Annotated in this window: 11 protein-coding genes and 2 pseudogenes; 5 read left to right on the top strand and 8 right to left on the bottom strand. The window is 65.8% G+C overall.

Features of this window, described 5'->3' with window-relative positions; genetic code table 11:
• Window positions 1-534: 534 nt before the first annotated feature.
• On the top strand, window positions 535-1,128 hold the full coding sequence (locus tag AC1MDG_RS02530) for a recombinase family protein (RefSeq protein WP_043477665.1): 594 nt from the start codon (window positions 535-537) through the stop codon (window positions 1,126-1,128).
• Between the two features lie 103 nt (window positions 1,129-1,231).
• Here the strand turns inward: AC1MDG_RS02530 and AC1MDG_RS02535 are convergent, their stop codons facing one another.
• From AC1MDG_RS02535 to AC1MDG_RS02570, 8 genes and pseudogenes are all read right to left on the bottom strand, one after another.
• Entirely contained in the window at window positions 1,232-1,435 is a 204-nt protein-coding gene (locus tag AC1MDG_RS02535) for a cold-shock protein (RefSeq protein WP_013599688.1), read from the bottom strand.
• A gap of 144 nt (window positions 1,436-1,579) precedes the next feature.
• Window positions 1,580-2,503: an alpha/beta fold hydrolase gene (locus AC1MDG_RS02540; RefSeq protein WP_479807329.1), complete on the bottom strand. Its 924-nt coding sequence runs from the start codon at window positions 2,501-2,503 to the stop codon at window positions 1,580-1,582.
• Between the two features lie 45 nt (window positions 2,504-2,548).
• Window positions 2,549-5,290 carry a PEP/pyruvate-binding domain-containing protein gene (locus AC1MDG_RS02545; protein ID WP_479807331.1) on the bottom strand — a complete coding sequence of 914 codons (2,742 nt, stop codon included), beginning with the start codon at window positions 5,288-5,290 and terminating at the stop codon, window positions 2,549-2,551.
• Between the two features lie 9 nt (window positions 5,291-5,299).
• Window positions 5,300-5,617, bottom strand: coding sequence for a hypothetical protein (locus AC1MDG_RS02550; RefSeq protein ID WP_479807333.1), 318 nt, complete (start codon window positions 5,615-5,617; stop codon window positions 5,300-5,302).
• A 107-nt stretch (window positions 5,618-5,724) separates the two neighbouring features.
• Complete coding sequence (locus tag AC1MDG_RS02555; protein WP_479807335.1) at window positions 5,725-6,876, bottom strand: GGDEF domain-containing protein; 1,152 nt, start codon at window positions 6,874-6,876, stop codon at window positions 5,725-5,727.
• A 146-nt stretch (window positions 6,877-7,022) separates the two neighbouring features.
• Window positions 7,023-8,078, bottom strand: a complete 1,056-nt coding sequence (locus AC1MDG_RS02560; RefSeq protein ID WP_479807337.1) for a zinc-dependent alcohol dehydrogenase family protein — start codon at window positions 8,076-8,078, stop codon at window positions 7,023-7,025.
• Window positions 8,079-8,146: 68 nt separating this feature from the next.
• Entirely contained in the window at window positions 8,147-8,773 is a 627-nt protein-coding gene (locus tag AC1MDG_RS02565) for a response regulator (RefSeq protein ID WP_479807339.1), read from the bottom strand.
• Window positions 8,770-9,108, bottom strand: a pseudogene (locus AC1MDG_RS02570) (sensor histidine kinase); the annotation flags it as partial. The pseudogene AC1MDG_RS02570 and the gene AC1MDG_RS02565, both read right to left, overlap by 4 nt.
• Before the next feature lie 3 nt (window positions 9,109-9,111).
• Between AC1MDG_RS02570 and AC1MDG_RS02575 the strand changes: the two are divergent.
• From AC1MDG_RS02575 to AC1MDG_RS02590, 4 genes and pseudogenes are all read left to right on the top strand, one after another.
• Window positions 9,112-9,498: pseudogene (locus AC1MDG_RS02575) on the top strand (ankyrin repeat domain-containing protein); the annotation flags it as partial.
• Window positions 9,499-9,805: 307 nt separating this feature from the next.
• Complete coding sequence (locus AC1MDG_RS02580; RefSeq protein WP_479807341.1) at window positions 9,806-11,734, top strand: hydantoinase/oxoprolinase family protein; 1,929 nt, start codon at window positions 9,806-9,808, stop codon at window positions 11,732-11,734.
• A gap of 49 nt (window positions 11,735-11,783) precedes the next feature.
• Complete coding sequence (locus AC1MDG_RS02585) at window positions 11,784-12,224, top strand: acetone carboxylase subunit gamma (RefSeq protein WP_235347246.1); 441 nt, start codon at window positions 11,784-11,786, stop codon at window positions 12,222-12,224.
• A 27-nt stretch (window positions 12,225-12,251) separates the two neighbouring features.
• Window positions 12,252-14,378, top strand: coding sequence for a hydantoinase/oxoprolinase family protein (locus AC1MDG_RS02590; RefSeq protein ID WP_479807343.1), 2,127 nt, complete (start codon window positions 12,252-12,254; stop codon window positions 14,376-14,378).
• Window positions 14,379-14,440: the final 62 nt, after the last annotated feature.

A 14,440-nucleotide genomic window follows, 5' to 3' on the forward strand; every position in this document is an offset into this window, starting at 1 on the left:
GCCCACGGCCACTTTCGCCTCTCAGACGGATCTGATTGAGGGCAACGTGTCCGGCCCCGACTGCAAAAACAGCGAGAACCGCGACGCCGAATACCCAGAATCCTGAGGCAGCGATAACGGCGAAAATGATGGCCGCAAGGGCCAGTTTGTTTGGTCGTCCAGTTGCTGTGCGAGCCGGCACCATAGGCGTACTCATTTCGGTTCCCCCAACCTCGTTAGTACAAGCGAGTTTAGCGGGCCACATGCGCAGACAGAATGGACTTGAAGCGTTTGTTTCGGGAACGCTCTCAAAACCCGAGGTACCCTTGCGGGCACTCGTCTGCACCCACCACCCCGCGAAACACAGCGAAACATTTCTCGCATACCCGCCCGTACAAGCCGTCCCGTTAGCCGGTCCTCCTCCGGACGACCCGCCTCTCACCAGCACAAACGCAGCTCCGCAAGGACACCTCCGCCGTAAGACCCGTCCGGTGAACTGCCCGGTGACGGTGGCATATCTGGTCCACCAAAAAGTCGCGTGGCACACTGTTGCGCATGACCGCTTTGCTGGTCGGCTACGCGCGGGTGTCCACGGAGCAACAGGACCTCACGGCGCAGCGCGACGCACTGTCAGCTATGGGGATCACGCCGGACCGGATCTACGTAGATCACGGGCTGACCGGCACTGACCGGAACCGTCCGGGACTCCGGGAAGCGATGGCGGCCTGCCGGGACGGTGACACCTTCGTGGTCACCAAGCTGGACCGCCTCGCCAGGTCCGTTCGGGATGCCCACGAAATCGTCGACGAGCTCGCCCAGCGGAATGTGAAACTCAGCATCGGCGGATCGGTGCACGATCCCACGGACCCCATCGGAAAGCTGCTGTTCAATGTCCTGGCCATGGTGGCCGAATTCGAGAGCGACCTGATCCGGGCGCGTACCCGCGAGGGCATGAAAATCGCCAAAGCCAAGGGCCGCCTGAAAGGCAAAAAACCGAAGCTGTCTCCGGCGCAGGAAGCCCACCTGGTCAAACTGCACGACGCTGGCGAGCACACCACAGGGGAACTCGCAGAACTCTTTTCCGTAGCCAGGTCCACGGTGTACCGGGCGGTGCAGCGCGCCCGCCACAAGACGGGAGCGGCCCGCTAGCCGGAATCTCAACGCAACAGCCCCTCCGGACCGGAATGGTTCGGAGGGGCTGTTGGTGGTGCAGGGAGGTCCGGCTAGGCGCCGGGACCATTACCCCAAGCCTTTAGAGAGGGCGGATGTTCTCTGCCTGAGGGCCCTTCGGACCCTGGGTCACATCGAATTCGACCTTCTGGTTCTCATCCAGTGAACGGTAACCGCTGCTCGCGATTGCCGAATAGTGGGCGAAAACGTCTGCTGATCCGTCATCGGGGGCAATGAAGCCAAAACCCTTTTCGGCGTTGAACCATTTAACTGTGCCTGTTGCCATGGCTGCATTCCTTTATGTGACTCTGATTCTCTCTGCAGACACAAATGCCCGCAGAGCGGAGAACGTCCCCCGCTGTCCCCAACGTACGGGTCCGACGCCCTGCTTGCAAGGGTATAAGTGCCCTTGCGACACTATATGTCCGTTTCAGCTGCCCTCGGCGTACATGGCAAGCAGGTCCCGGCCGAACTGATGCGGCGACGTTTCGGACGGGCTGTGCCCGCCGCGGTACACCGAAATCCGGGCTCCGATGGACTGCGCGAACTGGCGGTGCAGCTGCAGCGGCCACAGATCGTGCTCGCCCACGGCCACGAATTTCGGCACGGTCGCGGCGGCGAGCACCTCCCTCAGGTCCGGGACGTTCTTCATCAGCCCGTAGATGTCCCGCACCGACTGGCGCCGCGTAAACCTGAACCGGTTCCGGACAAACCGCAGCCGGTGGGGGGAGACCTTGTTGACGTTCCGCCGGATGCCCCAGATCATCAGCGCAGCGCCCACCCGGCCGTTGGCCCAGCCGGTGAGCCGCCCGAACCTGCTGATTCCCCGGAAGCATTGCCCTGTCAGGGGCGGGCAGCTAAGGAGGGTAAAGCTGCGGAACAGCTCCGGGCGCTTCGAATACGCAATCTGTGCCACGATCGCGGCAAAGGAGTAACCCACCACATGGACAGGAACCCCACCCGACTCGAGGACGGCGATGAAATCGTTCACGAACAGCTCGTAGTCATAATGCCTGCGGGGCGGGACAAGGTTCTCCGGCCCGGCGCCTGCCGATTCGTACTGGCCCGCAAGGTCGTAACTCAGTACATAGAACCCTGCCTCGGCAAGCTCCGGCATCATCACGGCGAAATCCTCTTTGGAGCCCGTGGCGCCGGGAACCAGCACCACCCGCGGGTTCTGCGGCTTTCCCATGGCCACCATCGCAAGGCTCCCGCTCGGGGCCGCAAAACGGGTGCTCACCGAGCCTTTGGGCAGTACGGCCCAGTTCCAGTCGCGGATCTCCGCGTCCTTCAGCGCCGCGTCATCCATCACCCCGTCCGTGGAAGGGTATTCCTCGTGCTCGGGGGACGCCATGGCTCAACGATAGCCCCGGCGGAACACGTTTCTTTCAGAAGGACCTCACCACGTCACGGTTCCGGCCGCGCCGTCCACGGTGACAGTCTGCCCGTCGCGCAGCCGCACGGTAGCATCAGCCACACCCACGACGGCGGGGATGCCGTACTCCCGCGCCACCACCGCGCCATGGGAAATGACGCCGCCCATCTCCATCACCAGGGCACCCGCGGTCAGGAAGAGCGGGGTCCAGCCTGGATCAGTGGAGGGGGCCACCAGAATTTCCCCTGGTTCCACATGGGCGCCCACCGGATCCATGACCACCCTGACCTTCCCGGTGGCGGTGCCGGCCGAGGCCGGCGTTCCCGAGAGGCGGTCCGCGGCAGCCGGCTGGGGCAGCGCAGCGGCCGCAGCCATCATGGCGGCCTCGACGTCGGTGCCGTCCGAGAGCAAAAGGCGCGGAACGCGCCGCCGCCGCAGTTCGACGTCGTACACCCGACGGCGGGCGGCGACCATTTCCTTCAGGTCCGCACCGCGAAGCCCCACACGCAGTTCATCAAAGTCCAGGAAGAAGACGTCGCCGGCAGCCGCGACGGTGCCGGTCTTCGCCAGTTCTTCGCCGACGGCGGTGAGCTGCCGGTGCATCTCCGCGAGCACCATCACGATGTAGAACTTGGGCAGTTCCCGCAGGCCGGACAGCTGGCGTGCCCGGCGCAGGCACAGCGCCACCAGGCGTCCCCGCAACCGGCTCCTGGCCGCCGCCCGTTCCACGAGTTCGCTTACCCGGGCCTCCGCGTGATCGGCAGCGCGGGCAAACTGGCGGTCCGGAGCCTGCTCCGGATCCTCAACCCGGAGGTAGTTCGAGATCATCCCCAGAAGGTGGTCCGGTTCTTCGGCCCACCGCGGCATCCCCAGGTCGATCTCCGCCACGGCCCGGTGGCCGTACTTGGACAGGAATGTCCGCAGCCCCGCCTGGACAACCCCCGGCAAAGCGCCCGCCTTGTAGAGGGCCGCCAGCTCATCCGGCCGCAGCTCCGTGAACACCCTGCGTGCCTCCGGGTCCCGGCCGAGGGACACCGCCAGCTGCCACAGTTCCAGGTCCATGATGGTGGTCACGTTGTGGGGAAGCCCCCGAAGGACCGCTTCAAGTTCGCGCGGTTTGGCAATCCCGCGCAGCAGCCTTCGGGCCGCAGCCAGCATCAGGTATCCCGCGGACGGAGCCGGCAAAGTGGCCTCGATCAGCCCGTTGACCGTGCTTCCCAGAAGGTCCTCCGCGTGCTGCAGCCGCCGCGCCGGAGTCGCAGGGAGAGGGAGCGCCAGCTGGGCCTGCAGGCGGTCCTGGTAGCGCCGCGCCCGGCGGAGTTCCCAATCCGGCCACAGCAGTGTCCTGATCATCGCCGGAAGGAGCCCGAGAACCAGGCCAAGGCTCTGGGTTCCCTCGGTACCCTTTGTGCGTGTTCCGGCGGGGCCCTGCGTTCGCTTCCGGCCCGGCTTCCTGCGGGCCGGGCGGACAATGCTGAACCGCGGGTCTTCCAGCAGCGCAGGGAAGACCGCGGCCGACCTCCCGTCAGCCAGCGGCAGCAGCCTCAACAGTGCCTTGCGGCCGGATTTGTTGCGGACCACCGCCGTCAGGTCGACGTACATCCGCAATCCCGGGTTCACGTACTTCCATGGCCCCTTGCTGTTCCTCATGAGGCCCAGTACGGAGAGGCCCATGGGCGTGATGGGGCGGGTAAGTCCCTGGAGCAGCGTGCCGCACAGGTAGACGCGGGTGTCCCCGCCCGCTGCTGCGCGGTCCGCGCCGCCAGGCCCGCCAGGTGATTCGTCCTCCGGCAGCGGATACAGCGTGGTGATGGGCCGCGACTGGGTCAGCCAGGCCTTGCCGCCGGCGTCGATCACCCATTCCACGTCCTGGGGAGCGTCAAACAGCCGCTGGGCGGCGTCACCGAGGGATGTCAGTTCGCGTACCTGGGCCGGGGCCAAGCTGCTCCCGGTGCCCTGCGGCCCCTGCAGGATCCGCGCAGTGGCCGTGTCCACCACGAAGTGGTCCGGATTAACGGCGCCGGACACCACCGCCTGTCCCGGCCCGGGGCTGGAATCGATGACGCTTTCGGTCCGCGTGCCCGTCACCGGGTTGGCGGTGAACAGCACGCCCGCCGTGCCGGCGTCGACCATTTGTTGAACGACGACGGCGAGGCCCGCCTCGCGGTTGCTGATCCCGTTCGCTGTGCGGTAGGCCACCGCACGGTCCGTCCACAGCGACGCCCAGCAGCGCCGGACGGCCTGGACGACGGCGTCGGCGCCGACGACGTCCATGAAGGAGTCCTGCTGCCCCGCGAAGCTGGCAAAGGGCAGGTCCTCAGCGGTGGCGGAAGACCGGACCGCCACCGAAACGTTGCCCATCGCGGCATAGGCTCCGCGGACGGCGGCCTCGACCTCGGCCGGAACCGGCGCTGCGGCCATCGCCTCGCGGGCGTGCCGCGCAAGGCCGTCCCGCTGGTCGTCCGGCAGCCCGGGAACGCCGTCGAACTGTTTCGCCCCGTCCGGACTCTTCGCCCCGTCCAGACTGTCCGCCCCGTCCAGGTGGGCGGCGATGGAGCCCAGTTCCGAAGGCGCGGCCATCCAGTAGCCCGTTGTGGTCAGGCAGAATCCTGCCGGGACGGGGAAGCCTGAGGCGGCGAGCTTGCCGAGGTTCATGGCCTTGCCGCCCACCAGCGCCAGCGATCCTGCTGCCAGTTGGCCGAGATCGACCACCAGGCTGTTTCCGGCGCCGCTGGCCGGCTCCGGAGCGGGGCTTACGGAAGCCATGTCCGGCTCCTAGCCGTTGTCCGAACCCTCTCCGGTGTCCTCCCACATGACATCCAGGTTGCGGAAGATCAGCGGCCCGTCGCACAGCGCCGCCATCTTCGCGGAGAACTCCGACGTCTCCGGCCGGTTGGAATTCTCCATCGCCGATTCATAGGAATCGAAGTCGACGATGGTGAAGTACGTTCCGGGGCGGTCCCTGTCCGCGGTGGCCACGATGCGGCGGAACGTGGCCGGGGTGCCTCCCTCGGTCCGTGACGGGCGCCCCAGTTGTTCTATCTCCTCGATGCGGGAGGTCTGGAATTCGATGATCTGCACAAACCCGGCCATGACTGCTCCTCGACGGCAGTGGATGCTGACGCGGATCACGTTAGACCCGGCGGCGTCCGGTGCAAAGAGGAGAAATGCCCTACTTCGTGGACTGCGTCCCCTGCGGACTACGGTGTGTGGATCCCGCGGACCGTGCGGTTGCGGCCCAGCGATTTGGCCCGGTACAAGGCGGCGTCCGCGGTCGCGATCAGCTCATCAAGGCCGGACGTTCCTTTGCCGATAGGGGCGATGCCGTAACTGACCGTGGGCATCCTGGAACCGTCAGGGCCCTCGACCGCTTCAAGCTGCTTGTTGATCTCCGCCGTGATGGCCTCAGCGCGGTCCGGGCTCACACCGGGCAACAGGAAGATGAATTCCTCCCCGCCGTAGCGTCCCACGAGGTCGGTTGAGCGGACCGTCTCGTTGCAGGCGGAGGCGAACGACTGCAGCGCAGCGTCGCCGGCCGCATGGCCGTAGGTATCGTTGACGGCCTTGAAGTGGTCCAGGTCGGCCAGGACCAGGGTGCCGTGCGCCCGGGTGTGCCGCAGCCGGAGCAGCTCCTCGGAAGCGAGGTCCAGGAACGCCACCCTGTTGAGCAGCCCCGTGAGGCCGTCCTGGGTGGCCACCGCCCGGAGCGCGCGTGTCTGCTGCTCGCTGCTCAGCGCCGCCATGCTGAAGGACACCACCACCAGCAGCACCATGGTCACCAGCGTGGTCACCGCCGACCCGAAATAGGTGACGAAGACCAGTCCGTCCGGGCCTACGCCCAAGTACACGACCAGCCGGCAGAAATAGTAGGCGGAGAAGAACGCCGCCGCGATGGCCAGCGGAATCCGGACCCGGGAGTACCCGGGCTCCAGCCGCCAGAGTTCGCGGGACGCCAGGCCCAGCATCAAACTCATCAGGGCAAGGAAGACAGCGCCGCCGGCCCAGATGTTCACCTCCGGGTTTTCCAGGGCTGATGACACCGTCACCAGGGCGGGACCCGCCGCCAGTTGCCAGGAGCGCGGCCGTGCAGCCCGCAGGGACCGGGCTCCGGCCCAGACGCAGGCTCCGCCGGCAACCAGCAGGCAGTTCCCCAGCGGATTGGCCCACGCCTGATGCGGTGTTCCGTTGAAGAGGTAGGCCGCTGACCCGGCGAGGAAGAGCGTCAGGGCCACGCACCACCAGGCACTGTAAGGCGACCGGGTGCTCCGGTACGCGGCAAAGTAGAACAGGAGCGCCAACGTGAACGCCACAATGGCGAAGGCAACCCGGAGGGTTAAGGTGTCGAGTTGCATTCAGTTTCCCCCAGTTCGCAACCAAGCAAGACCCGGACCGTGCGCGGACCGGGTCCCCTACGCAGACTTAGTATCGCATTCCGGGCCGCCGGGCCGGGCCCCGATGTCGCGCTGCCTGCTGAGCCTGTGTCGGGCTGCCTGCCGGGTCAGGGTGTGAGCAGCACCTTGATGGCTCGGCGTTCATCCATGGCCTTGTAGGCTTCCGGCGCTTCCTCCAGCGGCATGACGGAGTCGAACACGCGCCCGGGGTTGATGGTTCCGGCCAGCACGTCCGCCAGCAGTTCGGGGATGTAGGTCCGCGCAGGTGCCATGCCGCCCGCGATGGACACGTTGGAGTCGAACAGGTACCGCAAGGGGACCTCGCCCCCGCCGGTGGGCACGCCCACGAAACCAAGAGCGCCGCCCGGGCGGACGCAGTGCAGGGCCTGCTCCATGGATTCCTTGGTGCCCACGCATTCCAGCACTGAGTCGGCCAGCACGCCGCCCAGCAGCGCGCGGACCTTGGCCACGCCGTCGTCGCCCCGTTCCTCCACGATGTCCGTGGCGCCGAACTCCCGGGCCAGGGCCTGCCGGTCCGCGTGGCGGGACATGGCAATGATCCGCTCCGCCCCAAGCCGTTTGGCCGCGAGAACACCGCAAAGCCCGACGGCGCCGTCGCCCACCACTACAACGGTGCGGCCGGGCGCCACCTTCGCGGCGAGGGCGGCGTGGTGGCCGGTGGCCATGACGTCGGACAGCGTCAGCAGGTTGGCTGTCAGTTCAGCGTCAGGTTCGGTGACACCCGGGACCTTGACCAGGGTGCTCTCGGCCAGTGGAACCCGGACGGCCTGGCCCTGGCCGCCGTCGATCTTGTGTCCGGTGTCGTCCCGGCCGCCCCAGCCGGCCAGGTGGTCGCAGGCAACGGTGACGCCGTTCAGGCACTGCGGACACTCGCCGCAGCTGATCACGAAGGGAGCGATGACGAAATCGCCCTCCGCAAGCCCGGTCACGGCCTCGCCGACGCTTTCCACCACGCCGACAAACTCGTGGCCGATGGCTGAGGGCCTGCGGGTCGGCCTGACGCCGCGGTACGGCCACAGGTCCGAGCCGCAGACGCAGGACGCCGTCACCTTGACCACCACGTCCGTGGGCAGCTGGATGGTGGGGTAGTCCCGGTCCTCAACCCGGATGTCTCCAGGACCGTGGATGATGGTGGCGCGCATGGGGGCTCCTTCGAACGAGTGCTGGGCTAGGACCGAGTCTAAACCCGGCTCAGTGCGGCGGGAATCCTCTAGCGCATCCCCTCGCGCCGGATTGCCGTGGCGATCGCAGCGGCCCGGGTTTCCACTCCGAGCTTGGCGTAGATGTGCGCCAAGTGGGTCTTCACCGTGGCCTCGGAGATGAACAGCCGCAGGCCGAGCTCCCGGTTGCTGAGGCCCTCGGTTAGCAGGCTCAGCAGCTCCGCCTCACACGGAGTCAGGATCTCCTCCGGGCTCCGCAGCTGCTGGAAGAGCCGCGAAGCCACCGGGGCGCTCATCACGCTCCTTCCCTGGACCGCGCCACGGATCGCGGCGAAAATCTCCTCCGGCGCGGCGTCCTTGAGCAGGTATCCCATGGCTCCCGCGTCGACGGCCCGGACAATGTCCGCGTCCGAGTCGTAGGTGGTGAACACCAGCACGGCCTGCCCGGCGTAGCGCCGGCGCAGCTGCTTGATGGCCTCGATTCCGTCCATGCCCGCACCCATGGCCAGGTCCATCACCACCACGGCGGGGCTGAGCTGCGCCGCCAGGGCCAGCGCGTCCTCCCCGGATGCCGCCTCCGCCACCACCTCGACGTCGGGCTGCGTTCCCAGCAGCGCCTTGAGCCCGCTGCGGACCACCAAGTGGTCATCCACCAGCAGCACGGTAACGGGCTTCACTGTTCCTCCCCGGTGGGCAGTTGCGCGGCCACGATCGTCCCTTCCCCGGGGCTGCTTTCCACCGAGAATACGCCGCCCAGCTGCTCCACCCGCTGCCGCATGGCCCGGATTCCGTAACCTCCGGTGTCCGACGGAGGTGCCAGCGACTGCGGGTCGAAGCCGGCGCCGTCGTCGTACACATCCAGGGTGACGGCGCCCGGCAGGAAGCCCAGTGTCACGGTGGCGTTCGCCGCCGCTGCATGCAGCTTCGTGTTTGCTGCCGCGCTCTGGACCACGCGCACCATCGCATGCCGGACAGCCGCAGGAACGGGGCGCGGCTCGCCGGTGACCAGCAGGCCATCCAGGACTCCGCGTTCCTCTATGCCGGGGCCGACGGCTTCAAGGAGGTGCTTCAGCTGACCCTGGCCGCCGGGGCGGACGTGCGCAGCACCAACCGCTTCGGCGGAACGGCGCTGATCCCCGCCAGCGAACACGGACACGTTGACACCGTACGGATCCTCATTGCTGCCGGCGTGCCCGTGAACCACGTGAACAACCTGAGCTGGACCGCGCTGCAGGAAGCCATCCTGCTCAACGACGGCGGGCCAAGGCAGCAGGACGTGGTCCGCCAGCTACTCGACGCCGGTGCCGACCCCGGTAGTCGGGACCCGCAGGGGAGGACCGCGCTGGAAAATGCCGAGCGGCTGGGGTTCAGCGCAATCGCGGGGCTGATCCGGGGACGCTAGGACGCCGTCAACTCCGCCGTCCTGACCCTCATTCAGCGGCCACCCGGTCCGACACGCCGGTGCATTCGCGTGTCGGACCGTGTCTGCGGACAAAAGAGGGTCAGGACGGGCGCTGGCGCCGCTAACCACTCCGCCACCCACCCGGGTAGTCGCCCACGCCCCGAATAGTCCACCCGGTCAGGTGGTTGCGGGCCACTCCGGCTGCTGGGACACACTGAGGTCAGTCCTCAATGTGGCTTGGATCACAGTCGCATGTTGGGGAATCCGCCGCTGGTGTCACCGCGCCTCAACATACAAAGGAGTATCAATGGAACGGCTCATTAACATCGACAACGGTGGGACGCTGACCGATATTTGTGTCTGGGACGGTGAGAATTTTTCGTTCACGAAGACTCTCACCACGCCCTTTGACCTCTCCCAGTGTCTCTTCGACGGCATGGCCAAAGCTTCCAAGGAAATCTTCGGTGAAGAGGATCTCCCCGGGCTTCTGCACTCAACCCGTCACATCCGGTACTCCACCACCCAGGGAACCAACGCACTCGTGGAGCGCAAAGGTCCCCGGATCGGCATCCTCACTGACAGCCCCACACTGGCCGGCGAACTCCGCGAGGGCCAGACGGCAGCTGAGCTCTTTGAAGACCTCGTCGGCACCCGGGTGGCAGTCATCAACGCTGAACAGGACGTGGAGGAGCTCTCCCAGGACATCGTCAAGCATGTCAACCGACTGACGACCGACGGCGCCGCACGGCTTGTCATCGCCATGGCGGACCGCAACAAGGAGAAGGCCGTCAAAGGCGTCCTGCTCCGGAAGTTCCCCCGCCATCTGCTGGGTTCGGTTCCCATGTTGTTCTCCTGGGAGTTCACGCCCGACACCGTTCAGGCCCGCAGGGTGTGGTCCGGAATCATCAACTCTTTCCTGCATCCCACCATGGAGCGGTTCCTCTACAACACCGAGCACCGGCTTCGCGACCACAAGGTCAAGAACCCGCTCCTCATCTATCGCAATGACGGAGCTTCTTCACGGGTGGCCAAGTCCGTCGCGTTGAAGACCTACTCCTCCGGCCCGCGCGGCGGCCTGGAAGGAACCAAGGCCCTCTCGGAGGCGTATGGACTCGCACACGTTCTGATGATCGACGTCGGCGGCACCACCACGGACGTCGGCTCGGTCAAGAACTCGGCCATCTCGACCGATCGCCGGGGTTCCATCCAGGGAGTTCCGGTGTCATTCGAGATGAGCAACGTCCACTCCAGCGGCGTGGGAGGCAGTTCCGTCATCGCCGTCCGCCACGGCGTCATCACCGTCGGCCCCGAGAGCGTCGGGGCTGCACCGGGGCCTGCTTGTTTTGGTTTTGGGGGCAAGCAGGCCACCATCACGGACGTCAATCTGCTGCTGGGCGTGCTGGATCCGGACACCTACCTCGATGGAGGTTTCAGCCTGGACGCGGAACGCTCCCGCGCCGTCATCACCGAAGCCATCGCCGAACCTTTGGGGATCACCCTGAATGACGCCCTGATCCGGATGGAGGCTGCCTACTTCGAACGCATGTCGCAGTCCTTCGCTGCCGACGTCGAGGCCGCGGACGCCACGACGGTTGCCGCGTTCGGGGGTGCCGGACCGATGAGCGCTTGTGGTGCCGCACGGATCGCGGGAGTCCGCCGTGTCCTGGTGCCCAAGATGGCCGCTGTCTTCTCAGCCTTCGGAATCGGGTTTTCAGACATTGCGCAGACCTACGAGGCGAACGTCGCGGGAATGGACGCGGAAAACTTCGGCGCAACCAAGGAGACGCTGCTGGCCCGGGCTACGCGGGACATGTTCCAGGAGGGCCACGACATCGGCGAATGCCGGCTCGAATGGAACGTGGTCCTGGAAGACGCCGAAGGCCAGCTGGTTTCCGAACTGCCGTACCTGGCGTCCGATCCGCAGCCAGGCACCAGCGAACACAACACCATGCTGACCCTGACCGCCCGGTACGAACTGCCGCACGCATCGATCAGGCGGGCCGAATCAGTGGCGAAGACGCCCGCCGTCGCCGCTTCCACCCGAAAGGTCCGCTCCGCCGTGGACAAGGTGGACGAGGTTCAGGTCTTCGACTTGGACAGCCAAACGGCCGGGGCTTCGGCGGCGGGTCCCGCAATCGTCGAAGGCCCCTACTTCACGGCCCGCGTGCCGCACGGCTGGGTCTTCGACGTGACGGTCTCCGGTGACCTCATGCTCACAGACATGCTCCAGAAGTGACCCCATACAACCAGCAAGAAAACAGGTGAGACACGCTATGCGAATTCCAATGACGGAATATCTGATCATCGATCTCGACACCGAGCGGTGGAACTGCAAGGTATGCGACCACGACCTCGGCGACGCCAGAGGCAACTACAAGGAGGGGACACTGGTCTACGACCGGGACCCCACCGAAATCCACCAGTCGATCCTGGACCCGGAGAAATACGAATTCACATTCGCTCCGGACCCCACCTTCTGCCGGATTCTCGAGTTCTACTGCCCGGGTTGCGGGACACAGCTGGAAACGGAGTACGTACCGCCGGGACACCCGCCCACAGTGGACATGCTGTGGGACATCGACTCGCTCCGCGAAACCTGGATCAAGCGCGGCACCAAGCCTGAGGTCGTCATCAACTACGGACCCGGCGAAGAGGCCGTTGCCGATTTCACCCCGGCCCTCGGCTCCTACAACACCCACAACCATTCCCCCCATTCGTTCAGCTAGTACTTGGAATAAAGGAGACCACTGGTCATGAAACGAATCTCCGTCGACATCGGCGGCACATTTACCGACTGCTTCTTTGCCTGGGAAGACCAATACGTTGAAGCAAAGGCGCTCACAACGCACCACAACCTGGCCCAAGGCTTCAACGAAGCACTCGACCTCGCCTGCTCCCGGGCCGGACTGGACAGGGATCTCGTCCTGAAGGAAGTCGACTCCGTCCGCTACGCCACCACACTCGGCACCAACGCCCTGATCGAAGGCAAAGGCCCCCGGGTGGGGGCGCTGGTCACCCACGGCTTCGAGGACACCATCCCGCTTTCCCGCGGCCGTGGCTACGGAGAAGGCCTGGATCCTTCCAAGCAGCAGAACATGCCTGATGCCACCCGCCCTGACCCGCTCGTGCCCCGCGCGCTGATCCGGTCGGTGAAGGAGCGGATCAACTCGGCCGGCAACGTGGTCGTTTCACTGATGGAAGACGATGTCCGCACCCAGGTGCGGGAACTCGTTGACGCCGGGGCGGAGGCGATCGTGGTCTCCCTGGTCAACTCGACCGAGAACCCGGTCCATGAGCAGCAGATCCTGGAGATCATCCTGGACGAGTACCCGGCCCACGAGCTCGGGGCGATCCCTGTCCTGCTGGGAAGCCAGGTGTCGGGCCGAAAAGGCGAGTACGTCCGTGCGACGTCGACGATCGTGGACGCGTTCCTGCACGAGATCATGTTCCACGCGCTGGGACAACTGTCCAACAACCTGCGTACGTCCGGTTACGACAAGCCCATGCTGGTGATCCACAACTCGGGCGGCATGGCGCAGTCCAACTCGACGGATGCCCTGCAGACCATCCACTCCGGTCCCATCGCCGGCGTGGGCGCTGCCCAGCACCTGGCTGACAGCACCGGTCTGGGAAACGTGATTTCGACGGACATGGGCGGCACCTCCTTTGACATCGGACTGGTCCCGGAAGGCGGCGTCAAGCACTACGACTTCCAGCCGACCATCGGCCGCTGGCTGGTATCCGTTCCCATGATCCACCTTCTGACGCTGGGTGCGGGTGGCGGTTCGATTGCCAGTTATGACCGCATCCACCACGCAGTCCAGATCGGGCCGGAATCAGCTGGCTCGGATCCGGGCCCCGCCTGCTACGACCGCGGCGGCCTCCGCCCCACAGTCACGGACGCCGACCTGGTCCTTGGGTACCTGGACCCGGACAACTACGCCAACGGCTACATCAAGCTGAACAAGAAACGTTCCGCCTACGCAATCGACGAGGTCCTCGCTGATGACCTGAACATGGACACCATCCAGGTCGCCAAGATCATCAAGAATGCTGTCGACGAGCAGATGGCGATCGGAATGGCCAAAGAACTGCGGGTCCGGGGATACCTTCCGGAAGACTTCACCATGCTGGCCTATGGCGGCAACGGGCCCCTGCACGCCTGCGGCATCGCCGATCACGCCGGCATCCGCAGGATCCTTGCACCGCCGTTTTCCTCGGTATTCTCGGCCTGCGGCGCCGGCAACATGAAACCCCTGCACATCCACGAACGCGGCTCCCATGTGGTGCTGTACAACCCAACAGACCGCAGCCTCTACCAAAGCTACGACGAGCTGAACAACGTCATCCAGGAGCTGGAAGCCAAGGGCAAGGAAGACCTGATCCGCCAGGGCTACGACGCCGCCGACATCCGCTACAGCCTCGAAATGGACATGCGCTACGGCAACCAGTTGGTGACCACCGCCGTCGTTTTCGACATCAACCGCGTGAACGGCGTCGCCGACGTGCTTCACCTGATCCGGACGTTCTCGGAAATCTATGGCAAGCGCTACGGTGCCGGCAGCCAGGCTCCCGAGGCCGGCATCCGGGCCCAGACCGTGCGGGTGTCGTCCTATGTGGACGGGGACGTGGTCAAGTTTGATTCGATCGACTCCGGGCATGACCGGACCATGCCCAGCCCGGTGGGCACCCGGCAGGTCCACTTCGTGAAGATCGACGGGGCCGTCGACACTCCGGTGTACGACGCCGAGGCCCTCCACCACCAGCACGTCATCCACGGACCGGCCATCGTCACCACGGAAAACACCACGTACCTGGTGGAACCGGGCTGGCGCCTGGAACCGACATCGCAAGGAGCCGTGTGGTTCCTCAAAGACTGATCCCGTGCCCCACGGATCCCATCCAGACCTTCCAGCTACTCCCATTGAAGGAGCTCGACAGC

The organism is Arthrobacter sp. AIWTK1 (genome assembly GCF_056680535.1).

Excerpts from the sequence above, each read along its gene's own strand:
- AC1MDG_RS02535 (WP_013599688.1), bottom strand. The coding sequence starts at position 1,435 with ATGGCAACAGGCACAGTTAAATGGTTCAACGCCGAAAAGGGTTTTGGC.
- AC1MDG_RS02555 (WP_479807335.1), bottom strand. The coding sequence starts at position 6,876 with ATGCAACTCGACACCTTAACCCTCCGGGTTGCCTTCGCCATTGTGGCG.
- AC1MDG_RS02530 (WP_043477665.1), top strand. The coding sequence starts at position 535 with ATGACCGCTTTGCTGGTCGGCTACGCGCGGGTGTCCACGGAGCAACAG.
- AC1MDG_RS02560 (WP_479807337.1), bottom strand. The coding sequence starts at position 8,078 with ATGCGCGCCACCATCATCCACGGTCCTGGAGACATCCGGGTTGAGGAC.
- AC1MDG_RS02540 (WP_479807329.1), bottom strand. The coding sequence starts at position 2,503 with ATGGCGTCCCCCGAGCACGAGGAATACCCTTCCACGGACGGGGTGATG.
- AC1MDG_RS02580 (WP_479807341.1), top strand. The coding sequence starts at position 9,806 with ATGGAACGGCTCATTAACATCGACAACGGTGGGACGCTGACCGATATT.
- AC1MDG_RS02585 (WP_235347246.1), top strand. The coding sequence starts at position 11,784 with ATGACGGAATATCTGATCATCGATCTCGACACCGAGCGGTGGAACTGC.
- AC1MDG_RS02545 (WP_479807331.1), bottom strand. The coding sequence starts at position 5,290 with ATGGCTTCCGTAAGCCCCGCTCCGGAGCCGGCCAGCGGCGCCGGAAAC.
- AC1MDG_RS02550 (WP_479807333.1), bottom strand. The coding sequence starts at position 5,617 with ATGGCCGGGTTTGTGCAGATCATCGAATTCCAGACCTCCCGCATCGAG.
- AC1MDG_RS02590 (WP_479807343.1), top strand. The coding sequence starts at position 12,252 with ATGAAACGAATCTCCGTCGACATCGGCGGCACATTTACCGACTGCTTC.